Source organism: Promicromonospora sp. AC04 (assembly GCF_003058225.1).
Classification (GTDB): domain Bacteria; phylum Actinomycetota; class Actinomycetes; order Actinomycetales; family Cellulomonadaceae; genus Promicromonospora.
In genome coordinates, this window is the sequence record NZ_QBUG01000014.1 from 156,584 (window position 1) to 178,702 (window position 22,119).

Consider the following 22,119-nt stretch of genomic DNA (forward strand, 5'->3'; position numbering starts at 1 on the left):
GGCGGCCGAGGCGCTCTGGGGTGCCTCGGCCGCCGTCTCTTTGCCTCCGGATATGGACGCGGCGTACACATCTGTGGTTATATGAACGCACAGTCCACATCGGAACCCCCGGGAGTACCCCATGAGCACCAGCACCAGCACCACCCGCGTCGCCCTCGTCACCGGCGGGTCCGGCGGCATCGGGCGCAGCGTCGTCAACCGGCTCGCGGCCGACGGCTTCGCGGTCGCCGTCCACTACGCGGGCAACCAGGCCAGGGCGGAGGAGGTCGTCGCGGCGGTCCAGGCCTCCGGCGGGCAGGCGATCGCCGTCGGCGGGGACGTCGCCGACGAGGTAGCGATGGCCGCCGCGTTCGACGCCACGGAGGCCGCGTTCGGCGGGGTCGACGTCGTCGTGAACACCGCCGGGATCATGATCCTCGGCCCGGTCGCGAGCTTCGACCTGGCCGACCTCGACCGCATGCACCGCACCAACATCCGCGGCACGTTCGTGGTCGCGCAGCTGGCGGCCGGCCGTGTCCGGTCGGGCGGCGCGATCATCGGCTTCTCCACGAGCCAGACCCGCCTCCAGCACCCCAACTACGCCCCCTACGCCGCGTCCAAGGCCGCCGTCGAGACGCTGACCCTGGTCCTGGCCCGTGAGCTGCGCGGCAAGGACATCACCGTCAACGCCGTCGCGCCCGGGCCCACCGCCACGCCGCTGTTCCTGGACGGCAAGGACGAGCAGACCATCAACACCCTCGCGCACCTCGCACCCCTGGAGCGTCTCGGCACCCCCGACGACGTCGCCGAGACCGTCGCCTTCCTGGCCGGGCCCGCCCGGTGGGTCAACGGGCAGACCGTCTACGTCAACGGCGGAATCGCCTGACGGCGGCCGTCAACCAGCACTCGCGAACCAGCGCGGACCATCGGACACAGGGAGTATCAAGATGAGCAACGTCATCGTCATCACCGGAGCCTCCTCCGGCTTCGGAGCCCTCACGGCGCGGGCCCTGGCCTCCGCGGGCGACATCGTCTACGCGGGCATGCGGCAGACCGCAGGCCGCAACGCGCCGCAGGTCGAGGCCGCCGAGGCATTCTCGAAGGAGCACGGGGTCGACCTGCGCGCCATCGAGCTCGACGTGAACTCCCAGGAGTCGGTCGACCGCGCCGTGGACCGGATCCAGGCCGAGCACGGCCGCATCGACGTGCTGGTCCACAACGCCGGCCACATGGTCGTCGGACCGACCGAGGCGTTCACACCGGAGCAGCTCGCCGAGCTGTACGACGTCAACGTGCTCTCCACCCAGCGCGTGAACCGGGCGGTCCTGCCCGGTATGCGCCGTCGCGGCGCGGGGCTCGTGATCTGGGTGTCCAGCTCCAGCGTCAAGGGCGGCACCCCGCCGTACCTGGCGCCCTACTTCGCCGCAAAGGCGGGCATGGACTCCCTCGCGGTGTCGTACGCCGCGGAGCTGGCCCGCTGGGGCGTGGAGACGTCGATAGTCGTGCCCGGCTCGTTCACGAGCGGCACCAACCACTTCGCGCACGCGGGCCACCCGGCCGACGGGGACGTCGAGGCCGAGTACGAGACCCGGTACGCCGGACTGATGGGCCAGGTCGCCGAGAAGCTTGCCGCCCTGGCCCCCGAGGGCGCGGACGCCTCGCTGGTCTCGGACGAGATCGCCCGCATCGTGGCACTGCCCGCCGGGCAGCGGCCCTTCCGGGTGCACATCGACCCGGCCGACGACGGCTCCGAGGCGGTCTCGGACCTGGCCGACCGGACCCGCCGCGAGTTTCTCGACCGGGTCGGCCTGGCCGACCTGCTCACGGTGGCCACCGCGTGATCGGCGCGGCCACCGATCACGCAGGTCAGTGACGTGCCCCGGCCTAGACTGGCCGGCGACGTGCGAGGGGGGACCAGTGTGACCAACGATGTGACGGCGCCCGCAGGGGAGACCGGGGCGCGGGCCCGGGGCCGTGGGCGGCGGCCTGCCGACGAGGTGCGCGACGACGTGCTGCGCACCGTCGGCCGGCTGCTGCTGGCCGAGGGCATCGCCGACCTCACGTTCGAACGGGTCGCTCGGCTGTCCGGCGTCAGCAAGACGACGCTGTACAAGTGGTGGCCCTCCAAGGGGGCGCTGGCCCTGGACGGCTACTTCCACGCGGTGCAGCACACGCTCGCCTTCCCCGACACGGGTGACATCCGCACCGACCTGCGCGACCAGCTCCGCGCGTTCGTGCACCTCATGACCACCACGCCCGCGGGCCGTCTCCTCGCGGAGCTGATCGGCCAGTCGCAGACCGACCAGGACCTCGCCGTCGCCTACCGCACGCTGTACTCCTCCGAGCGGCGCCGCCTCGCCGGAGAGCGGCTGCGTGCGGCGCAGGAGCTGGGGCAGATCCGGGCCGACGTCGACGTGCAGGTGGTGGTCGACCAGCTCTGGGGCGCCGTCTACCACCGGCTGCTGGTCCCGGACGAGCCGGTCACCGAGGCGTTCGCGAACGCCCTGGTGAACAACCTGCTGGGCGGGATCGCCCGGGGCTGATCCCAGGCCGGTCCGTCTCGTAAGGTGTCCTGCGGCGAGCGAGCGCTCGCAGCTCCGGGAGAAGGCAGACCATGGGATCACCGTCCGAGCAGGACACGGCACCGACCCGTACCGAGGTGCGGTGGAGCATCGTGTTCGCGCCGATCCTGCTCGCGGGGATGATCGGCCTGGCCGTCATCCTGGTCACGGCCGTCGCCGCGGCCGGCGGCCCGTCGGACACGGTCGGCATCGCGCGCCCGTCGCCCCTCTGGGCTCTGGTCGTCGGGGTCAGCCTTGCCGAGGCGGTGATGTTCGGGGGCCTCCGCCAGCAGTTCTCGACCTTCTCGCGCGCGCGGCGGCTCGGCGTCCGGGAGGATCGCAGGTCCCGCTGACACCGGTCGCGGAACCTGAGCCCTCCATGGAGCCGGGAGCCGTCACCGCACCAGGCACGGTCGCTTCGGGTCGAACTCCCACCCCTCTATCAGGTACTGCATGGCCATCGCGTCGTCCCGCGCCCCGAGCCCGTTCTTTCTGACCGGCTGAACGACCGACGGCGGCCGAGGCGCTCTGGGTGTGCCTCGGCCGCCGTCTTCTCGTGCCTTGCCGCCGGACCTCACCCGTCGAACGTAGGCTTGGTCGCTTCATGGGCGCCTATGGCGCTACCACTCCTACGTTCGGCGGGTGAGCCTTCATGTCGCTTGAGCCCAGCACCATCCCGACCGGCTTCATCACCTAACAGAGGCAGACCCTGGCGCCGGTGTCGCCGGAGAGGAGTGCTCTTTACTAAGCGATTGTCAACAAGCAGAAGATCATCGCGTCCGATCATTACGCCATGGGAGTTATCACCTCCTACTGCATCGGCGACCCGTGGTGCGACGATTGGGTGAAGAATGCCCTCAACATCTGAGAGGACGGCCTCGATGGCTGAGCACGAGGCACAGAGGGCTGCGGTCCGGAGAGTGTTCGACACTGACACGACGACCAAGCGCTTTGTCGTGCATGAGGTTGATGTGGACGCCGAGCGGGCGAGGGTGAGCTTCTCGGAGCGGAATTCGGACCTCATCTACCGCGCCGAAGTCTCGATTCGCGATTGGAACGACGTCTTCCTGGATGACATGGACGACGTGGACGGCCTGGACGGATGGGCGGCCACGGCTGTTCTTGTGCCCGTTGTCGAGGCGTTCGACACGGGCCCGAAGTCCCGTAGGACCGAGGCAGACGGCAGCGTGACCCTGTTGGTAATCGACTGAGGACGGTCAGCCCAGCAGGAGCGTGATCAGCAGCGACACCGGCAGGGCGAGCAGCATGCTCAGCAGCGTGACGTCGCGGACCGACGTCGTCGCCAGGCGGAAGTGGCCCGCGAACAGGAAGACGTTCTGCGCGGTGGGCAGCGCTGCCATGAGCACGACCCCCAGCAGGTCGAGGCCGTCGAGGCCGAACAGGAACCGGCCGACCGCCCAAGCGATCGCCGGCATCACCAGGACCTTGAGCACCGTGCCCAGCGTGACCTCGGCCCGCGCCTCCCGGCCCATCGGCCGCTGGCCGCGCAGCGAGATGCCGAACATCAGCAGGAGAAGCGGGACCGACGCGTTGCCGAGCATCTCGACCGGCCGCGCGAGCACGGCGGGCAGGTCCACGGCGAACGCCGCCGCCAGCAGGCCGAGCCCGGTGGCGACCGTCACGGGGTTGGCGAGCGACCGGCCCAAGGTGGCGCCCAGCGGGCGGGCGTCGCCGCCCTCCCCGCCCGCGTCACGTCCGGCCCGGTGCCGGCACCACGCGAACACCGACAGGTACAGCGGGGCGATCACCAGCAGCTGCGCGATCAGCACGGACACCACCGGGGCGGCGGTCCCCACGGCGTAGAGCGCGATCGGGACGCCGATGTTGCCCGCGTTCACGTACGAGCTCGCCATCGCGCCCGCAGCGACCGGCCCGGCGGGCCGCCGCAGCAGCCCGCCCGCGACCAGCGCGTAGAGCAGCCCCGTGGCCGCCGCCGTGATCAGCGCTATCGGCGTGTAGGTGCGCAGGACGGCGCCGAGGTCGGCGTTCGACAGCAGCAGGAACATCAGCGCCGGGTTGGTGATGTAGTACACCAGCGGCGCGATCCCGCGCTGCATCGCGTGTGCCTCGCCCGGCAGCAGCCAGGCGGCCACGAACCCAACGGCCACCAGCACCAGCACTATCGCGAACCCGAGCAGGACACCGGACACGGGTCAGTCCACCGCCGTCATCGCACCAGGCACGGGCGCTTCGGGTCGAACTCCCACCCCTCGATCAGGTACTGCATGGCCATCGCGTCGTCCCGCGCCCCGAGCCCGTGCTTCAGGTACAGCTCGTGCGCGGCGGCCAGGCGCTCGCGGTCCAGCTCGACGCCGAGCCCCGGGGTTGTCGGTACCCGGATCTCGCCGGCGCGGATCTCCGGCGGCGCCGTCGTCAGGCCCTGCCCGTCCTGCCAGATCCAGTGCGTGTCCAGCGCGGTGATGTCGCCGGGCGCCGCCGCGCCGACGTGCGTGAACATGGCCAGCGAGATGTCGAAGTGGTTGTTGGAGTGCGACCCCCACGTCAGGCCGAACTCGTGGCACAGCTGGGCCACCCGCACCGAACCGGCCATGGTCCAGAAGTGCGGGTCGGCCAGCGGGATGTCGACGGCGTCCGCGCGCACCGCGTGCGCCAGCTCGCGCCAGTCCGTGGCGATCATGTTGGTCGCCGTGGGCAGCCCGGTCGCACGCCGGAACTCCGCCATGACCTCCCGGCCGGAGAACCGGCCCTCCGCGCCGCACGGGTCCTCGGCGTAGGCGACGACGCCGCGCATCCGCCGGCCCAGCCGGATCGCCTCGGCCAGCGGCCAGCCGCCGTTGGGGTCGAGCGTGATCCGCGCGTCGGGAAAGCGCCCCTTGAGGGCAACGACGGTATCGACCTCCAGGTCCCCGGCCAGCACGCCGCCCTTGAGCTTGAAGTCGGTGAAGCCGTAGCGGTCGCGGGCGGCCTCGGCCAGCCGCACGACGGCGTCGGGCGTCAGGGCCTGCTCGCGGCGCAGCCGGCCCCACGCGTCGGACTCGTCGTCATCGCGCAGGTACGGCAGGTCCGTGGCGTCCGGGTCGCCCACGTAGAAGAGGTAGCCGAGCATCGGCACGGCCTCGCGCTGCGCGCCCTCGCCGAGCAGCTCGGCAACGGGCACGCCCAGGTCCTGGCCGTGCAGGTCCAGCAGCGCGGACTCCAGGGCCGTGACCGCGTGCACGGTGGTGCGCAGGTCGAAGGTCTGCAGGCCGCGCCCGCCCGCGTCGCGGTCGGCGAAGGTCCGCGCCACCTCGCGCAGCAACGTCCGGTACCGGGCCACCGGCTGCCCGACGGCGATCCGGCCCGCCTCCTCGATGGTGGCCCGGATCTTCTCCCCGCCGGGCACCTCGCCGAGCCCGGTGCGGCCGTCGGAGTCGGTGACGATCGCGATGTTCCGCGTGAAGAACGGGGCGTGGGCGCCGGACAGGTTGAGCAGCATCGAGTCGTGGCCCGCGACGGGCACCACCTCGACGCGGGCGATGGTGGGGTGGGCGCTCACTGGAGCACCCCGTCCACCCGCCGCGTCAGGTGCCACGGGTTGTCCGACCGGACGGGCTCGGGCAGCAGGTACTCGGGCAGGTTCTGGTAGGCCACGGGGCGCAGGAAGCGCTCGATCGCGAGCGTCCCCACCGACGTCGTGCGGCTGTCGGACGTCGCGGGGAACGGGCCGCCGTGCACCATCGCGTGCCCCACCTCGACGCCGGTGGGCCAGCCGTTCGCGAGGATGCGGCCTGCGGTGCGCTCCAGGACGGGCAGGAGCGCAACGGCGGTCTCGCGGTCGGCCTCGGTCAGGTGCAGCGTCACGGTGAGCTGCCCCTCCAGGTGCTCGATCGCGGACAGCAGCTCTTCGGCGTCGTCGTACCGGACCACGAGCGACGCCGCGCCGAAGATCTCGGCCTGGAGCACGGGGTTGCTCAGCAGGTTCGGCACCGCGCTCGCGAACACAGCCGGGGCGGGGGCGTTCTGGGTGTCGCCGGGGGCGCCGGCCCCGACCAGCCGCACGCCGTCCTGGGCGGCCAGCTCATCGACGCCGTCCTGCCAGGCCTGCGCGATGCCCGCGGTGAGCATGGTCTGCCCGGCGGCGGCCGCTGCGGCGCGCCCGGTGGCCTCGACAAACGCGTCACCGCGCGGGCCGCTCGGCACGAACACGAGCCCGGGCGCGGTGCAGAGCTGGCCCGACGAGCCGGTCACCGACGTGAGGTATGCGGCGGCGAGGGCGTCGACGTCGCCGGCCAGGGCGCCGTCGAGCAGGATCGTGGGGTTGATCGAGCTCATCTCCGCGTAGACGGGGATCGGCACGGGGCGGGACGCGGCCGCGGCGACCAGCGCGAGGCCGCCGCCGCGGGAGCCGGTGAACCCGACGGCCTGGATCACGGGGTCGGTCACGAGGGCCTGGCCCACGGCGTTCCCCGGCCCGTAGACCAGGGAGAACACACCCGGGTGCAGGCCGCACTGCGCGACGGCGTCGGCCACCGCGCGGCCCACGAGCTCGGCCGTGCCCGGGTGCGCGTTGTGCGCCTTGACGATCACGGGGCAGCCCGCCGCCAGCGCCGAGGCGGTGTCGCCGCCTGCGGTGGAGAAGGCGAGCGGGAAGTTGCTCGCGCCGAACACGGCGACCGGGCCGAGGGGCACCTTGCGCTGGCGGATGTCGGCGCGCGGCAGGGGAGTGCGGTCGGGCAGCGCGGGGTCGATCCGCACGCCGCGGTGGTCGCCCTGGCGGACGACCTGCGCGAACAGGCGCAGCTGGCCGGTGGTGCGGGCCACCTCGCCCGTCAGGCGGGCCGCCGGGAGACCCGTCTCCTGCCTGGCCCGCGCGACGACGTCGGGCCCCACGGCGTCGATGTTCGCCGCGACCTGCTCCAGGAACCGGGCGTGGGGCTCGGGCGCGAGCGCCGAGAAGGACGCGAACGCCTCCTGCGCGGCCGCCGTCGCCCGGGCGACCTGCGCCTCGTCGAGGAGGGTGTAGGCGGGTTCGAGCGCCTGGGCGGTCGCCGGGTCCTGACCGGCGAAGGTGCCGGCGGTGCCCGCCAGCGGCGCGCCCGCGACTATCGAGTGGCCGGTGAGCTGCGCGGTCCGGGTGGTCGGCTCGGTCGTCATGCCGTGTCTCCTTCGGAAGGGGTGGGTCAGCCGGCCAGCGCCGCGTTGCCGGCAGGGCGGACCCCGGCGGCGTCGATCAGGGCGCCGAGGTCCGCGAGGTCCTGGGTGGTGAGGTCCTGCAGGGGCGCACGCACGCTGCCCATGTCGCGGCCCACCGCCTTCATGCCGCCCTTGACGATGGACACCCCGTACCCCTTGGCGCGGTCGCGGATGTCGAGGTAGGGCAGCACGAACCGGCCGAGCTTCTCGGTGACCGCCGCGTGGTCGAGGGCGCGCACGTCGCGGTAGAACGCCAGGGCGAACTCCGGCACGAAGTTGTACATGGCCGAGGAGTAGGTGCTCATGCCGAGCTGCAGGAGCGGCAGGGCATAGGTCTCCGCGGTGGGCAGTCCGCCCAGGTAGAAGAGCCGGTCCCCGTTGGTGGCGTAGACGCGGGCGAGCTGCTCGATGTCGCCGAGCGCGTCCTTGAACCCGATGAAGTTGGGGTGCCGTTCGGCGAGCCGCGCCACGGTCTGCGCTGAGTACACGGCGTTGCCGCGGTTGTAGACGATGACCCCGAGGCTCGTCGCGGCGCACACGGCCGAGGCGTGCTCCAGCAGCCCGTCCTGGTCGCACTCGGTCAGGTAGGGGGGCAGCAGCAGGAGCCCCTCGGCGCCGGCGGCCTCGGCGGCCCGCGCGTTCTGGATCGCCTGGGCGGTGTTGCCGCCCGCGCTGCCGAGCACCGGGGTGCGTCCGGCGGCGGCCTCGACGGCGAGCCGGACCACGCGGGCCGACTCCTCGGGAGTCAGGCTGAAGCCCTCGCCCGTGCCGCCCGCGGCGAAGAGGCCGCCGATCTCGTAGCTCGACTGCCAGTCGATGTGGTCGCGATACCGCTCCTCGTCGATCCCCCCGTCCCCGGTGAACGGGGTGACGGGAAAGGACAGCAGCCCGTCCTTGAGGGCGGCGGCGAGCTCCTGGGGTGCATATGTGGCCAAGGTGGCCCCTCCTGTGACAGACGTCGGCGATGGCGTGCAGGTGCGGTGCTGTGACGGGCCGATGCCCGGCAGGTCCGCCGCCAACCTAAGAACCCGCGACGATGCCTGTCCAAGCCCGATGTTGCATCGGGTCATACCCGGGAAGCATCGCTCAGTCGTCGACCGGGTGCAGGAAGCGGAGGAACTCGTGCAGGGCCGGGTTCTTCGAGTCCCGGTTCCAGATGGCGTGCAGCTGGACGACGCCGTGCGGCACGTCGGCGAGCTCGAGGAACGTCACGCCGGGCAGGCCCAGGAGGCGGGCCGACTCGGGGACGAACGCCACGCCGCGTCCAGCGGCCACCAGCGAGCACATGGTCAGGATCTGGCTGACGACGTGCACGACGGCGAAGTGCTCGAGGGCGATGTACCGCACCACCATGTCGTAGAAGTAGCGGGCCTTGGTGGGGTGGTGTCCCACGACCGGCTGGTCACGCAGGTCGGCGACGGTGACCGGCCCGTCCAGCCGGGTGAACGGGTGCCCGTGGGGCACGGCCAGCACGAGGTCCTCCGACAGGAGGAGCCGGGAGTCGAAGCTCTCCTGGTCGAACGGTGGCCGGCCGAGCGCCAGGTCGAGCTCGCCGCGGCGGATCGCCTCGATCTGCTCGATGGTGACGAGCTCCTGGAGGTCGAGGTCGACGTCGGGCATGAACTCGGCGATCTCCTGGACGAGCGTGCCCAGCAGGCTGAAGCCGGAGGCGGCGGTGAACCCGAGGCGCAGCACGCCGGCGCGGCCCGCGGCGATCTTCCGGGCCAGGGCGGGGGCGGCGTCGGCCGCGGTCAGGAGGCGGCGGGCCTCCTCCAGGAACACCGCGCCGGCCGTCGTCAGCTCGACGTGGCGGTTGTCGCGCTCCAACAGGGGGACGCCGACGGCACGTTCCAGCTTCTGGACCTGACGGCTCAGCGGCGGCTGGGTCATGTTGAGTCGCTCCGCGGCGCGGCCGAAGTGGAGCTCTTCCGCCACGGCGAGGAAGCAGCGGACCTGGTCGAGGGTGTACACGATGCCTTCCGAGAATCAAGCAATGCAGTAAGAGGCTTAGACAGGCATCGTATGGGCTTCCTATGCTCAACGCCCGACCCGGATATGCCTTCCGCCGGTCGCGTGCGGTCCCGTATCGCTCGTCCAAGATCCTGTTCGAGATCTCAATGAGGAGAGCTGTGATGACAACTCCTGCCCGCCGAACCCTGCGCACTCGCAGGGCCGTCCTGGGTGCTACCGCTGCCTTTGCCGCCATGACCCTCGCCGCGTGCGGCGGGAACGTGGGCGGTGCCGCCGCCGAGGGTGCCGACTTCCCGACGGGCCCCGTGACCATCACCGTGGGTGCGGATGCCGGCGGCTCCACCGACGTGATCGCCCGCGCCGTGGCCGAGGGCATGGCCGAGGACCTCGGGGTGGCGGTGCCCGTCGTGAACCGTGCGGGGGCCAACGGTGCCGTGGCCATGGAGGAGGTTGCGGGCAAGCCCGCCGACGGGTACGAGCTGATGATCCTCAACGCCTCGCTGATCACCATCACGCCCCTGGCGGTGTCCGAGGACGAGGCGGTGGACATCGCCGACCTCGACGTGCTCAAGGGTCTCTCCCAGGACGACTACGTGCTGATCGCCAGCCCGGAGTCCGGCTTCGAGAACCTGGACGACCTCAAGGCCGCGTCCGGCGAGATCAAGTACGGCACCACCGGGGTGGGCACCGGCTCTCAGCTCGCGCAGGCGGTGCTGTTCAAGCAGGCCGAGATCGACGGCGCCGCCGTGCCGTTCGACTCCGGATCGCCCGCGCTCACCGCCGTCGTCGGCGACCAGGTGCAGGTGGCCACGGTGCAGCTCGGCGAGGCCAAGCCGCAGATCGACGCCGGGAACGTGGTGCCGCTGCTGGCGTTCTCCGCCGAGCGCAACCAGTTCCTGCCCGACGTGCCGACCGCCGTCGAGGAGGGCTACGACGTGCCCGTCTCCCAGTACCGCGCGGTCGCCGCGCCGAAGGGCCTGCCCGAGGACGTCAAGGCCCGGCTGATCGAGTCGATCGACGCGGCCATCGCCACGGACGCCTACCAGGAGTTCAACAAGAACAACCTCTTCACGCCGCACGAGATCTCGGGCGAAGAGGTCACCACGGAGTGGACCGAGCTCGGCGAGAAGTACCAGGCGCTCACCGAGGAGTACGACATCAACCTCGCGGACGGCTGAGCGGCAGTGGGAACGGCAACCGAGGAGGCGCACGTGCCGAACGGAAGTGCGGACGCGACGACCGGCGAGCCGGCGGAGGTCCCGGCCGCCGGGCCGGCCGTGGAACCGGCCGACGAGTGGGCCGAGGACGGCCAGCCGCCCGCCGGGCCGGTCGCGAACCTGGCCGCCAGCCTGGTCACGGCCGCGATCGGCGTCGCCGGCGCGGTCTCGGCGGTGGCCCTGGGCCTCGGCACGCTGACGCAGCCGGGCGCCGGCCTGTGGCCGTTGGCGATCAGCGTCGCGGTGGTGGTCCTGTCGCTCGCGCAGGTCCTGATCGGACGCCGGGGCGGCGACGGCGAGAAGTTCTCCCGGTACTCGTGGCTCTCGCTGGTCGGCCTCGTGACCCTCCTGGGGCTCGTGGCGCTGCTGCCCGTGATCGGCTTCGAGATCCCGGCCCTGCTGCTGAGCCTCGTCTGGATGAAGTTCCTCGGCGGGGAGTCCTGGCGCTCGGCCGTCCTGTACTCGGTGCTCGTCGTGGGCGTGCTCTACGGGGTCTTCGTCGGGGCGCTCGGCACCAACGTCCCGCACCTCTTCTGACCGACGCTCGCTGACCGCACGCAAGCTCAGACTGCACCGCAAGGGAATCGCACGTGGAATCGCTGCAGAACGTCGCCGACGGGTTCGCCGTCGTGCTGGAACCGACGAACCTCCTGTACTGCCTCGTCGGGGTGGTCATCGGCATGCTCATCGGGGTGCTGCCGGGCCTGGGCCCGGCCGCCACCATCGCCATCCTGCTCCCGCTGACCTACGGCGTGGAGCCGGTCACCGCGATCATCATGCTCGCCGGGATCTTCTACGGCGCCCAGTACGGCGGCACCATCACGTCCGTGCTGCTCCGCCTGCCGGGCGAGGCCAGCTCGGTGGTCACGGTCCTGGACGGGCATGCGCTCGCCAGACAGGGCAAGGCGGGCACGGCGCTCGGCGTCGCCGCCGTCGGCTCGTTCATCGGTGGCACGGTCGCCATCGTCGGGCTGACCTTCCTCGCGCCGGTCGTTGCCGGCTTCGCCCTCGACTTCGGGCCGCCCGAGTACGCGGCGCTCGCGCTCCTGGGCATCCTCCTGGTCTCGACCATCGCGTCCGGCGCCAAGGTCAAGGCGCTGATCGCCGCCGCGATCGGGCTGCTCCTGGCGACCGTGGGGCGCGACGCCTTCACCGGCGCCGAACGCTTCACGTTCGACAACCTGAGCCTGGCCGACGGCATCGACTTCGTCCCCGTCGCCATGGGCCTGTTCGGCCTCGGCGAGATCCTCTACAACCTCGAGGAGCGGCACCGCGCGGTGCACCCGCCGGGCAAGGTGACCAACGTCTGGCCCTCCCGCAAGGACCTCAAGGAATCCGCGGGCGCCGTGACCCGCGGGTCGGTGCTCGGGTTCTTCCTCGGCATCCTGCCCGGCGGCGGCGCGACGATCGCCTCCATGGCGGCCTACGCCGCCGAGAAGAAGCGCGCCAAGGACCCGAGCCGGTTCGGCAAGGGTGCGATCGAGGGCGTGGCCGGGCCGGAGACGGCGAACAACGCCGCCGCGACCAGCTCGTTCATCCCGCTGCTCACCCTCGGCATCCCCGCCAACGCCACCATGGCGCTCATGTTCGGCGCGCTCCTCATCCAGGGCATCACGCCCGGCCCCCAGCTCGTGACCGAGCACCCGGAGCTGTTCTGGGGCGTGGTCAACTCGATGTACATCGGCAACGTGCTGCTGCTGATCATGTCCATCCCGCTGGTCGGCGTCTTCGTCCGCATCCTGCGGGTGCGGGCCGCGATCCTCGCGCCGGTCACCGCGCTGATCACGATGATCGGCGCCTACACCATCAACAACTCCGTGTTCGACGTGCTCCTGGTGGTCGTCTTCGGCGCCGTCGGCTACCTGATGAAGAAGTTCGGCTTCGAGCCCGGGCCGCTCGTGCTCGCGTTCGTGCTGGGCTCGCTCCTGGAGTCCAGCCTGCGGCGCTCGCTGCTGATGTTCGACGGGTCCGCCGTCGGCTTCTTCACCCGGCCCATCTCCGCGACGCTGCTGGTGGTCTTCGTGCTGGTGGCCGTGCTGCCGCTGGTTCGCGCCGTCCGCGACCGGCGGGCGAACCCGGTGCCGGCGAGCGACACGCCGGTCATCAACCGAGAGGAAGAGTCAGTATGAGCATCGTCGTCGGCTACGTTCCAACACCCGCGGGGGAGGCCGCCGTACAGGCGGCGATCACCGAGGCCGGGCTCCGGGACGAGAACCTGCTGGTCGTGAACTCGGCGCGGGAGGGCTCCCTGGTGGAGTCCACGGTCGCCGCGCCCGAGGATCTCGACCGGGTGCTCGCGCGGGCCGCGGAGGCGGGGGTGCACGCCGAGGTGGTGCGCGGTACGCACCGCGACGACTTCACCGACGAGATCCTCGACCTGGCCGACAAGCACGACGCCTCGCTGATCGTGATCGGCCTGCGCCGCCGCAGCACGGTCGGGAAGTTCATCATGGGCTCGGTGGCGCAGCGCATCCTGCTGCAGGCCGACCACCCGGTCCTGGCGGTCAAGCCCCCGCGCTGACCGATCGGTCCGACACGGTCCGACACGGTCCGACCGGACGGCGTTGAGCACAGCGGTTGCTGCCGGGAACGTGCCCCGTCTGGCAGCAACTGCTGTGGTCAACGTGTGTTGTCGGCCCCGGACTCCGCCAGGAGCCTGCGGCGGGAGCCCGCCAGGTGGACCCGCATCGCCGCAGCGGCGGCGAGCGGGTCCTTCGACTCCAGCGCCGCGAGGACCGCGCGGTGCTCCTGCACGACGGCGGTGAAGCGGCCGTCGTCGTGCGCCTCGGCCTCCGGCCGGTCGAGCCGGCCGCGCGGCATGGCGATCATCTGGGGCCCGAGCCGGTCCAATGCCTCCAGCAGGAACCTGTTCCCCGCGGCCTCGGCCACGAGCCGGTGGAAGGCGAAGTCGTGCTGCATCGCCGTGGCCGGGTGCCCGTCGGACGACGCCAGGTCGTCGAGGCGGTCGGCCAGCGCCGCGAGCTGGGCCGTTGTGCGCCGGGTCGCGGCGAGGGCGGCGGCCTCGGACTCCAGGGCCAGGCGGTACTCCACCAGGGCGAGCCGGTCGGTCAGCGACCGGGCCAGCGGCGGGGCGCCGTCGGCGTCGTCGGCCGGCGGGGTCAGGGCGTAGCTGCCGCTGCCCCGCCGGGTGTGCACCAGGCCCTCCAGGTTCAGCCGGGCGATCGCCTCGCGGACCACCGTCCGGCTGACCTGGTGCTCGATGGCCAGCCGCGGCTCGCTGGGCAGCTTCTCGCCCGGTGCGATGTCGCCGTTGACGATGCGGGTCCGCAGCGACTCGACCAGGGTGCCGCTCAGGGTCTGGGCCATGTGCTCATGCTTCCATCAGAGCGGCCCGAACACCGCGCTGTCGGTGGTCCAGGCGCGCGCCTGCTCGCTGAAGGTGACGCCGAGGCCCGGGCGGTCCGGGACGAGCATGCGGCCGTCCTTGGTCTCCAGGCGCTCGTTGAACAGCGGGTCGAGCCAGTCGAAGTGCTCCACCCAGGGCTCGCGCGGGTAGGTGGCGGCCAGGTGCAGGTGGATCTCCATCGCGAAGTGCGGCGCGAGGTCCAGCCCGGCCTGGTCGGCGAGCGTGAGCAGGCGCAGGAACTGCGTGATGCCGCCGACGCGCGGGGCGTCCGGCTGGATGATGTCGCAGGCGCGGGTCGCGATGAGGCGCTCGTGCTCGGCCACCGAGGCGAGCATCTCGCCGGTGGCGATGGGCGTGTCCAGGGCGGCGGCCAGCGCCGCGTGGCCCTCGGCGTCGTAGGCGTCCAGCGGCTCCTCGATCCAGACGAGGTCGTACTGCTCCAGGCGTCGGCCCATGCGCAGGGCGGTGCCGCGGTCCCACTGCTGGTTGGCGTCGACCATGAGGGGCACGTCGGGGCCGATGTGCTCGCGGACGGCGGCGACGCGGGCGAGGTCCGTGCGGCCGTCCGGCAGGCCGACCTTGATCTTGATGCCGCCGATGCCCTCGGCGATCGACCGGCTCGCGCGCTCCTTGACCTCCTCGATGCTCGCGTTCAGGAAGCCGCCGGAGGTGTTGTAGGTGCGCACGGAGTCGCGGTGCGCGCCGAGCAGCTTGGCCAGCGGCAGGCCGGCGCGCTTGGCCTTGAGGTCGTACAGGGCGATGTCGATCGCGGCCAGCGCCTGGGTCGCGACGCCGGAGCGTCCCACCGACGCACCCGCCCACAGCAGCTTCGTGTAGAGCTTGGCGATGTCGTTGGGGTCCTCGCCGACGGCGGTCTGCGCCACCTCCTTCGCATGCGCGTACTGGGCGGGGCCGCCGGCGCGCTTGGAGTAGGAGAAGCCGAGGCCCTCGAACCCCTGCTCGGTGGTGATCTCCGCGAACAGGAAGACGACCTCGGTCATCGGCTTCTGCCGGCCGGTGAAGACCTTGGCGTCGGAGATGGGGGTGGCCAGCGGGAGCGTGACGGTCGAGAGCTTCACGGTCCGGATGGCGTCGGGCTGGTACGACATGGCGCTCCTTTGCGGCGGGGATGTGCGGTGCTGATCATACAAGTGGCGAACCTGTATGACTAATACACCGACGGCCGGACCGGGGTGGTCTCTGGGCGCCGCTCCCAGGTGGCACCCTGAGCCCATGACCTCCCATCTCGTCCTCGGCGCCGGACCTGTCGGCACCGCGCTCGCACTCCGGCTGGCACAGGCCGGCCGCACCGTCGCAGTGGTCACCCGCTCGGGCGGCGGTCCGGAGGGCCGGCGCGTCAAGCGGATCGCCCTGGACGCGACGGACGCCGGGGCGCTCGCGGAGGCCGCCCGCGGCGCGCGCGTGCTGTACAACTGCGCGAGCCCTGGCCCGTACCCGACATGGGAGCAGGGGTGGCCTCCGCTGGCGGCAGCGGCGCTGCACGCGGCCGAGGTCTCCGGCGCGGTGCTCGTGACGATGAGCAACCTCTACGGCTACGGCCCGGTGCGGGGCCCGATGACCCGGGGCCTCCCGCTCACGCCGTCGGACCACAAGGGCCAGCTCCGGGCGCGGATGTGGCAGGAGGCGCTCGCCGCGCACCGTGCCGGGCGGGTGCGGGTCACGGAGGCGCGCGCGTCCGACTACATCGGGCCGTCCGTCCCCGCCGCGCACGGCCTGCTGCCGATGTACGCGGCGGCGACGCTCGCCGGGAAGCCGGCCGCCGTCATGGCGGACCCGGACCAGCCGCACACCTGGACGGCCGTCGACGACGTCGTCTCGACCCTCATCGCCCTCGGCGCCGACGACCGGGCCTGGGGCTCGCCGTGGCTCGTGCCGTCGAACCCGCCCGCGACCGTCCGCGAGGTGCTGCGTGAGCTGGGCGCGCGCGCCGGGACGGGCGAGCCCCGGCTGCGCCGGGTGCCGCGCTTCGTGCTGCGCGCCGGGAGCATCGCGTCGCCGCTCCTGCGGGAGGCGCTGGGCGTGCTGTACCAGTTCGACCGGCCGTTCGTCGCGGACACGGCCGAGACCAGCAACGTGCTCGGCGTCCAGCCGACGCCGTGGACGGAGGTCCTGGACGCGACGGCGCCCGCCTGGCGCGACCGGGCGACGGCGTCCCGCGGCTGAGGCCGGGGGCCTCCCGGGAGATCTAGCGCGGCAGGGTGACCTGCTCGAGCCTGGCCCGGAGGATGTCGAGGGTCTCCGCGGCCTCGTCCCGCACAAGAGCGTCGTCGTCGTGCAGGCTCACGTGTTCCAGGAGCACTTCGAGCTCGGGCCAGTCCATGATCGAGGCGGCCAGCAGGGCGGTCCGCCGCACCATCGGCTCCGGATCGGCCAGCGCACGGCGCAGCAGGGCGAGCGAGTCGGCGTCGAACGGCTGGCCGACGCACTGGATTCCCAGCATGCGGAGCGCCTTCATGAGCGCGTCGCTGCCTTGCGAGCCCGCCTCGGTCAGGGATGTGACGGTGTGCAGAGGGAGCTCGGCGCGCAGCGACGCGACCATCCGCTCCGCGTCGGGGCCCTCGACCGCCAGGTAGCTCACCTTGAAGAGGTCGTCCTCGACCCAGTGGATGCCGGCTTCCAGGTCGGCCGGAACCCAGATCTGCTCGAAGGGCTCGCCGTCCTGCGCACCGGCGTCGACCAGGGTCCAGCCGTTCCGCGATGCGTGGAGCTCGATCCCCTCGCGTCCGAGAGATTCCTGAGGAACCAGTCGAGTGAGGCCTGCCATGTTGATGTCTCCAGTCGTCGGCAGCGTTTGTCGTGGTGCGTGATCATGCCAGGGAGCGAGCTCCCGCGATGGTGATAGCATCGCCGCATGGCGATGACAGAGGTGAGAAGCGATGTTGCCCTCGGAGAGCCCGAGGCGATGGCGGTGGCCGCGTGCCTGTTCCACGGGTTCTCGGACCCGTCGCGGCTGGCGATCCTGCAGCACCTGGCCCTCGGCGAGCACCGCGTCGTGGACCTGACCGGGCACCTGGGGCTCGCGCAGTCGACGGTGTCGAAGCACCTGGCCTGCCTGCGGGACTGCGGGCTGGTCGAGTCCCGGCCCGAGGGCCGGGCGTCGGTGTTCTCGCTGTCCCACCCGGAGGCGACGCTGGCGGTCCTGGCGTCCGCCGAGCGGCTCCTGGCGCTGACCGGCGACGCGGTGGCGCTGTGCCCGGTGTACGGCGTCGACGGTTCCGCGGCGCACCCGTCGACGGCGGACGGGGCGGCGTCGTGAGCCATGACCACGACCACGGCGCCCATGGCGCGCCGGGCGGACGGCGGCGGCTCGCGGTCGCGTTCGGGATCACGGCGGGGGTCTTCGTGGCCCAGGCCGTCGGCGCCCTGCTCACGGGCAGCCTTGCGCTGCTGGTCGACACCGCGCACATGCTCACCGACGTGGCGGGCCTCGCCATCGCGCTGGGCGCCGCGTCGCTCGCGCTGCGTCCGCCGTCGCCGCGCCGGACCTGGGGGTTCCGCCGGGCCGAGGTCCTGGCCGCGCTGGCGCAGGCCGCGGTGCTGCTCGCCGTGGGCGTGTACGCCCTGGTCGAGGGGGTCAGCCGTCTGATCGAGCCCCCTCAGGCGTCCGGGCCGGGCCTGCTGGTCTTCGGCATCGTCGGCCTGGTGGGCAACGTGGTGGCGCTGCTCGTGCTGGCGGGCGGCAGGTCGGCGTCGCTCAACCTGCGCGCCGCGTTCCTGGAGGTGGTGAACGACGCGCTCGGGTCGATGGCGGTGATCGTGGCCGCGATCGTGATCGCGACCACCGGCTGGCAGCGCGCCGACGCCGTCGCCGGGCTGGTCATCGCCGTCCTGATCCTGCCGCGGGCGGTTCGGCTCCTGGCCGACTCGGCGAGCGTGCTGCTGGAGTCCACCCCGCCCGGCATGGACCTCGACGAGGTCCGGGCCCGGCTGCTGGAGGTGGAGAACGTCGAGGAGGTCCACGACCTGCACGCCTCCCTGGTCGCCACCGGCCTGCCGACCATCAGCGCGCACGTGGTGGTGCGCGATGCCTGCTTCCGCGACGGGCAGGCGCCGCCGGTGCTCGACGCCCTGCAGCGGTGCGTCGCAACGCAGTTCGACGTGACCGTGGAGCACTCGACGTTCCAGCTCGAACCCGCCGAGCACGCCCGGCACGAGGCGCCGACGCACGCGTGACGTGGACGACGGCGGACGGGCGTGCCGTCGCCGGTCAGTCCGCCGGCGTGCCTGCCTGGCCGCACACGCGCTCGACCAGGTCGCGCCAGCCCGCCTCGAACCGGGCCGTCGGCGTCGGCCCCGCCAGCTCCGGCCCCGCGAAGAGCTGAAACAGGAGCGGGCCGTCCAGCGCGTGCGCGAGCTGGCCGGCGAGGACGTCGGCGTCGGCGCCCGGCAGGTCGAGCTCGCGCAGCAGGACCCGGATGTGGATCTCGGACAGCGGCCGGCGCCTGCCGGCCGTCTTGCGGCCGTCGAGCGTGGCGCGGGCGACGTCCTGGTTCTCCGCGAGGAAGCGGATGCGCGCGCGGCCGTAGGCGACGAGGCGGTCGACCGGCGGTGCGCCCGGGCCGAGCGGTGGCCGGCCGGCGAGCACCTCCTGCTGCAGGGCGCGCTCGCTGTCGTCCAGCAGGGCCTGGAAGATCCCCGCCCGGCTCCCGAACCGCCGGAACACGGTGCCCTTGCCGAGCCCGGACCGCTCGGCCAGGAGATCCATCGTGAGGCAGTCGGGCCCCACCTCGGCCAGGAGTCCGCGAGCGGTGGCGAGCAGCAGCTGACGGTTGCGCGCCGCATCGGCCCGTTCGGGCTGCGGTGTGCCCCAGGTCATCTGCGTGCTCATCCTCGGATGCTATCGGGAGCTGCGTAAACGGGGTAAAGTCCGGTTAGGTCGGCCGGGCGGTCGACGGAGGGCTGAGGAGGACGACATGGCAGACATGAACACCGCGATCATCGAGGCGTTCCGGACGAACGCCGGCATTGTCAACGCGCCGGTTGCGGGCGGGCACTTCGACGGCAAGCGCCTGCTGCTCCTGCACCACGTCGGGCGGGTCAGCGGCAAGCCGTACGTGACGCCGCTCGTGGCCGCGACCGACGGCGACGCCTACCTCATCGTGGGCTCGCTGGGCGGCGCGCCGAAGGACCCGGCCTGGGTGGCGAACGTGGAGGACGGCACCGGCGAGGTGACCATCGAGGTCGGCGACCAGACCCTGCGTGCGACCAGCACCGTGGTGCGCCCGACGTCGCCGGAGTGGGAGCGGCTCTACGGGATCTGGGCCGAGTACTGGCCCGACGCCAAGGAGTACGAGACCCACACCGACCGCAAGTTCCCGGTGATCCGGCTCGAGCCCAAGGCTTGAGCCTGCGGCTCGTTCCGGCTCAGCCGAGCGAGCGGACGAACTCCCGCACGCGCGCCGCCATCTCGTCCGGCACCTCGGCGACAGCGAAGTGGCCGCCTTCCTTGAGGCGGTCGAACACGCGCAGGTCGAGGTAGTGGCGGCGCGCGAGCGACTCGGGATAGGCCGCCTCGTGCCGCTGGATGAAGACGGCGGCCGGCACCGTCGTCGGCGGGATCGAGCCGGGCTGGTCGGCTCCCTCGTAGTACGGACGGAACGACGACCCGATCGTCTGGGTCGCCCAGTAGATAGTCGCCTCGGTGAGGATCCGGTCCCGCGAGATGTGGCGCTCCACCGCGCTCGGGTCGCCGGGCGGGGTGTCGCTCCACTCGACGAGCTTCTCGGTGAGCCATGCCAGGAGGCCGGCGGGGGAGTCGTTGAGGGCGGCCGCGAGGGTGTCGGGTCTGGTGGCCTGCACGTGACCGTAGGCGCCGTCGGTCCGGTGCTTGGCGGCGATGTCGTCGAAGAACTCCGTGACGGCCGGGTCGTCGAGGGCTGCGCGCTCCTCGGTGGTGGGGAAGTGCGCGTGCGTGGCGATGATGCCCGCGACGTGCTCGGGGTAGCGGGCGGCGATGAGGTCGCTGACGTTCGCCGTGACGTCCTCCCCGTACGTGAAGTACTGCTCATAGCCGAGCACGTCGGTCATGAGCGCGTGCATGGTGGCCGCCAGCCGCTTCTCCGACATCTCGCCCGCCGCGTACGGCGAGGAGAAGGCAAACCCGGGGAGGCTCGCCACGACGACGTGGAAGTCGGGCAGTCGATCGGCGAAGTCCAGCTGCAGGGCGAACGTGTGCGGCCAGCCGTGTAGCACAAGGAGTGTGGGTGCGTCCGCCCGATCCGACGGCAGGTGCGCGAAGTGCACGTCCGCGTCGCCCACTTTGGCGATGAACTGCGGATGCTCGTTCAGCCACGCCTCGCGTGCCCGCCAGTCCCACCCGATCCACTCGTCGACGAGCTCGCGCAGGTAGGCGGCGGTCATGCCCGACGCCGGTCGCCGGGGCGAGTCGTCGAGGATCCTGCTGCGCGCGAGACGGTCCCGGAGGTCGGCGAGGACCTGGTCGGGGACGTGGACCTTGAAGGGGCGTGGCTCGCTCATGGGGGAGACGCTATGCCGAGCCACTGACATGGACGGGGTGGGGTGGGCGTCGGCGGGGTGGGCGCTGGCATCGGCGGTGCCGGACTACTGACGTGGACGGTGTGTGGTTTAGAACGGTGGTTGGTCGGGGTTGGCAGGGTCGGCGTTGGTGGGGTCGGCCGGTACCGCACCCGGCTCGGTGGTGGTGTATTGGCGTGGTAGGCGTTGGCCGGTGAGGGCTTGCAGGGTGAGGTCGTGGCTGGTGTCGGGGTCGATCTGGTCGAGGTTGATGTGGGTGTCCAGGACGGTGGGTGGTCGGGTGTGGGTGCGACCGGTGGGGGTGGTCCAGGTCGTGATCCCGGTTGTGGGGTCGCGGACGACTCCCCAGCCGGCGTGGGTTTTTAGGAGGTGGTGTTTGCGGCACAGGGGTTGGAGGTTCTGCGCGCGGGTCTGTCCCGGGGTCCCGGGCGGAAAAGTCGCCGGGTCGTGGTCGTGGTCGAAGGGTTCGATGTGGTCCAGGTCGCACCGGTTCGCGGGGGTGTCGCACCATCCGAACGTGCAGGTCCCGTCTCGTGCCTCGACGGCACCCCGAAGGACCTTGCCGGGTTGGTAGGTGGTGGTGGAGTAGTCGGTCAGGATCCCGGTGACGGGGTCGGTGAGCAGGCGTTGCCAGGTCGCGTCGGTGGCGATCAGGCGGGCGGTCTCGGCGGGGATGGGTCCGTACCCGTCCAGGTTCCCGGGTGCGTCGTCCAGGCTGAGGAGCACGCTGGCCGGGATCGTGACCCGCACGACGGGCCGGGTCGGGGTGATCCGCACGACCTGCACCGTCTCCTGCACGACCTGCTGCACGACAGGCGCCCGCCCACCGCACGTACACACCGGTATGTGCGCGCCACCGTCCCGGTCCGCGCCATCACTGTTGACGTTGGCGATCTCGGTGCCGTCGATTCCGCGCTCGGTTTCGTGGTCGGTGCTGCCGTCGGTTCCCGGGGGCGCGTCAGACCCGGCCGGGGCACTGGTCGCCGCTGGCGCGTCGGCGCCAGCATCGGCGCTGCCGTCGCCGTCGGGGTCGCCGTCGCCGTCGGGGTGGACGACGCCGTCGGTGGTCGTGCCCCCGTCGGTACCCGTGTCGATGCCCGTGCCGTCAGCGGTGTCGGTGAAGCGGTCGGCGGGTAGGAGGCGGCCGGTGATGATGCCGGTCAGGGAGTCAGCGCGCAGCTGGCTCAGGGTGCGGTCCTCGCCGGTGGTGTGTCGTAGCTGGTGGGCCATGTCGTCTACGACGCCCCATACTGCTGCGACGTCGGTGGCGGGGAGGTAGGCCGTCAGCCAGCCCATGTCGTTCTCGGCCCGGTCCAGCTGTACCGAGCGTCGCTGTGCCTCGGCTTTCGCGGTT

The 22,119-nt window shown here is 72.1% G+C and carries 24 protein-coding genes and 1 pseudogene; 13 read left to right on the plus strand and 12 right to left on the minus strand.

Going from position 1 to position 22,119, the window contains the following annotated elements; genetic code table 11:
• The first annotated feature begins 121 nt into the window (after positions 1-121).
• The 4 genes from C8K30_RS28000 to C8K30_RS28015 all read left to right on the plus strand — a co-directional run bounded on the left by C8K30_RS28000 (position 122) and on the right by C8K30_RS28015 (position 2,893).
• On the plus strand, positions 122-865 hold the full coding sequence (locus C8K30_RS28000; protein ID WP_108496175.1) for an SDR family oxidoreductase: 744 nt from the start codon (positions 122-124) through the stop codon (positions 863-865).
• A gap of 61 nt (positions 866-926) precedes the next feature.
• Complete coding sequence (locus tag C8K30_RS28005) at positions 927-1,820, plus strand: SDR family oxidoreductase (RefSeq protein WP_108496176.1); 894 nt, start codon at positions 927-929, stop codon at positions 1,818-1,820.
• A 78-nt stretch (positions 1,821-1,898) separates the two neighbouring features.
• Positions 1,899-2,522 (plus strand): TetR/AcrR family transcriptional regulator, encoded by a 624-nt coding sequence (locus C8K30_RS28010; RefSeq protein WP_199230740.1) that lies wholly within the window; start codon positions 1,899-1,901, stop codon positions 2,520-2,522.
• Between the two features lie 71 nt (positions 2,523-2,593).
• The gene (locus C8K30_RS28015) at positions 2,594-2,893 is read left to right on the plus strand and encodes a hypothetical protein (RefSeq protein WP_108496177.1); all 300 of its coding nucleotides are present in this window, start codon (positions 2,594-2,596) and stop codon (positions 2,891-2,893) included.
• A gap of 42 nt (positions 2,894-2,935) precedes the next feature.
• Here the strand turns inward: C8K30_RS28015 and C8K30_RS31855 are convergent.
• Positions 2,936-3,031, minus strand: a pseudogene (locus tag C8K30_RS31855) (glucarate dehydratase); the annotation flags it as partial.
• A gap of 390 nt (positions 3,032-3,421) precedes the next feature.
• Here C8K30_RS31855 and C8K30_RS28025 point away from each other — a divergent pair.
• The gene (locus C8K30_RS28025; protein ID WP_108496179.1) at positions 3,422-3,751 is read left to right on the plus strand and encodes a hypothetical protein; all 330 of its coding nucleotides are present in this window, start codon (positions 3,422-3,424) and stop codon (positions 3,749-3,751) included.
• Between the two features lie 6 nt (positions 3,752-3,757).
• Here the strand turns inward: C8K30_RS28025 and C8K30_RS28030 are convergent, their stop codons facing one another.
• The 5 genes from C8K30_RS28030 to C8K30_RS28050 form a co-directional block, all read right to left on the minus strand.
• Positions 3,758-4,711, minus strand: coding sequence for an AEC family transporter (locus C8K30_RS28030; protein WP_108496180.1), 954 nt, complete (start codon positions 4,709-4,711; stop codon positions 3,758-3,760).
• A gap of 17 nt (positions 4,712-4,728) precedes the next feature.
• Positions 4,729-6,057 carry an enolase C-terminal domain-like protein gene (locus C8K30_RS28035; protein WP_108496181.1) on the minus strand — a complete coding sequence of 443 codons (1,329 nt, stop codon included), beginning with the start codon at positions 6,055-6,057 and terminating at the stop codon, positions 4,729-4,731.
• Positions 6,054-7,655 carry an aldehyde dehydrogenase (NADP(+)) gene (locus tag C8K30_RS28040; protein ID WP_108496182.1) on the minus strand — a complete coding sequence of 534 codons (1,602 nt, stop codon included), beginning with the start codon at positions 7,653-7,655 and terminating at the stop codon, positions 6,054-6,056. Before C8K30_RS28040 ends, C8K30_RS28035 begins: the two co-directional genes overlap by 4 nt.
• Before the next feature lie 26 nt (positions 7,656-7,681).
• Positions 7,682-8,629 carry a 5-dehydro-4-deoxyglucarate dehydratase gene (gene kdgD / locus C8K30_RS28045; protein ID WP_108496183.1) on the minus strand — a complete coding sequence of 316 codons (948 nt, stop codon included), beginning with the start codon at positions 8,627-8,629 and terminating at the stop codon, positions 7,682-7,684.
• A gap of 151 nt (positions 8,630-8,780) precedes the next feature.
• Entirely contained in the window at positions 8,781-9,665 is an 885-nt protein-coding gene (locus C8K30_RS28050; protein WP_108496184.1) for a LysR family transcriptional regulator, read from the minus strand.
• Positions 9,666-9,826: 161 nt separating this feature from the next.
• Between C8K30_RS28050 and C8K30_RS28055 the strand changes: the two genes are divergently transcribed.
• Genes C8K30_RS28055 through C8K30_RS28070 form a run of 4 tightly spaced genes read left to right on the plus strand, consistent with a single transcriptional unit; the run spans position 9,827 to position 13,403 of the window.
• Complete coding sequence (locus tag C8K30_RS28055; RefSeq protein ID WP_108496185.1) at positions 9,827-10,843, plus strand: tripartite tricarboxylate transporter substrate binding protein; 1,017 nt, start codon at positions 9,827-9,829, stop codon at positions 10,841-10,843.
• A 33-nt stretch (positions 10,844-10,876) separates the two neighbouring features.
• Positions 10,877-11,419: a tripartite tricarboxylate transporter TctB family protein gene (locus C8K30_RS28060; protein WP_233257532.1), complete on the plus strand. Its 543-nt coding sequence runs from the start codon at positions 10,877-10,879 to the stop codon at positions 11,417-11,419.
• Between the two features lie 53 nt (positions 11,420-11,472).
• Complete coding sequence (locus tag C8K30_RS28065) at positions 11,473-13,011, plus strand: tripartite tricarboxylate transporter permease (RefSeq protein ID WP_108496186.1); 1,539 nt, start codon at positions 11,473-11,475, stop codon at positions 13,009-13,011.
• The gene (locus C8K30_RS28070; protein ID WP_108496187.1) at positions 13,008-13,403 is read left to right on the plus strand and encodes a universal stress protein; all 396 of its coding nucleotides are present in this window, start codon (positions 13,008-13,010) and stop codon (positions 13,401-13,403) included. Before C8K30_RS28065 ends, C8K30_RS28070 begins: the two co-directional genes overlap by 4 nt.
• A 98-nt stretch (positions 13,404-13,501) precedes the next feature.
• Here C8K30_RS28070 and C8K30_RS28075 read toward each other — a convergent pair whose 3' ends face one another.
• Positions 13,502-14,209 (minus strand): FadR/GntR family transcriptional regulator, encoded by a 708-nt coding sequence (locus tag C8K30_RS28075; RefSeq protein WP_108496188.1) that lies wholly within the window; start codon positions 14,207-14,209, stop codon positions 13,502-13,504.
• A 15-nt stretch (positions 14,210-14,224) separates the two neighbouring features.
• Positions 14,225-15,358, minus strand: a complete 1,134-nt coding sequence (locus C8K30_RS28080) for a mandelate racemase/muconate lactonizing enzyme family protein (protein WP_108496189.1) — start codon at positions 15,356-15,358, stop codon at positions 14,225-14,227.
• A gap of 124 nt (positions 15,359-15,482) precedes the next feature.
• Here C8K30_RS28080 and C8K30_RS28085 point away from each other — a divergent pair, with 124 nt between their 5' ends.
• Entirely contained in the window at positions 15,483-16,433 is a 951-nt protein-coding gene (locus C8K30_RS28085; protein WP_108496190.1) for an NAD-dependent epimerase/dehydratase family protein, read from the plus strand.
• Between the two features lie 22 nt (positions 16,434-16,455).
• On the opposite strand, the gene C8K30_RS28090 is transcribed toward C8K30_RS28085, so the two are convergent.
• Entirely contained in the window at positions 16,456-17,034 is a 579-nt protein-coding gene (locus C8K30_RS28090; RefSeq protein ID WP_158281146.1) for a HEAT repeat domain-containing protein, read from the minus strand.
• 87 nt (positions 17,035-17,121) lie between these two features.
• Between C8K30_RS28090 and C8K30_RS28095 the strand changes: the two genes are divergently transcribed.
• Together C8K30_RS28095 and C8K30_RS28100 are read left to right on the plus strand one after the other, a co-directional pair.
• The gene (locus C8K30_RS28095) at positions 17,122-17,526 is read left to right on the plus strand and encodes a metalloregulator ArsR/SmtB family transcription factor (protein WP_108496192.1); all 405 of its coding nucleotides are present in this window, start codon (positions 17,122-17,124) and stop codon (positions 17,524-17,526) included.
• Positions 17,523-18,443, plus strand: coding sequence for a cation diffusion facilitator family transporter (locus C8K30_RS28100; protein ID WP_108496193.1), 921 nt, complete (start codon positions 17,523-17,525; stop codon positions 18,441-18,443). Before C8K30_RS28095 ends, C8K30_RS28100 begins: the two co-directional genes overlap by 4 nt.
• Positions 18,444-18,477: 34 nt before the next feature.
• On the opposite strand, the gene C8K30_RS28105 is transcribed toward C8K30_RS28100, so the two are convergent.
• Positions 18,478-19,098: a TetR/AcrR family transcriptional regulator gene (locus tag C8K30_RS28105; protein WP_233257533.1), complete on the minus strand. Its 621-nt coding sequence runs from the start codon at positions 19,096-19,098 to the stop codon at positions 18,478-18,480.
• Positions 19,099-19,183: 85 nt separating this feature from the next.
• Between C8K30_RS28105 and C8K30_RS28110 the strand changes: the two genes are divergently transcribed.
• Positions 19,184-19,615, plus strand: a complete 432-nt coding sequence (locus C8K30_RS28110; RefSeq protein ID WP_233257534.1) for a nitroreductase/quinone reductase family protein — start codon at positions 19,184-19,186, stop codon at positions 19,613-19,615.
• A gap of 19 nt (positions 19,616-19,634) precedes the next feature.
• Here C8K30_RS28110 and C8K30_RS28115 read toward each other — a convergent pair whose 3' ends face one another.
• A complete protein-coding gene (locus C8K30_RS28115; protein ID WP_108496194.1) occupies positions 19,635-20,747 on the minus strand; it encodes an epoxide hydrolase family protein in 1,113 nt (370 codons plus the stop codon).
• A 108-nt stretch (positions 20,748-20,855) separates the two neighbouring features.
• Positions 20,856-22,119, minus strand: a 1,264-nt coding sequence (locus C8K30_RS31515) for an HNH endonuclease signature motif containing protein (RefSeq protein ID WP_233257535.1), incomplete at its 5' end; no start/stop codon positions are given.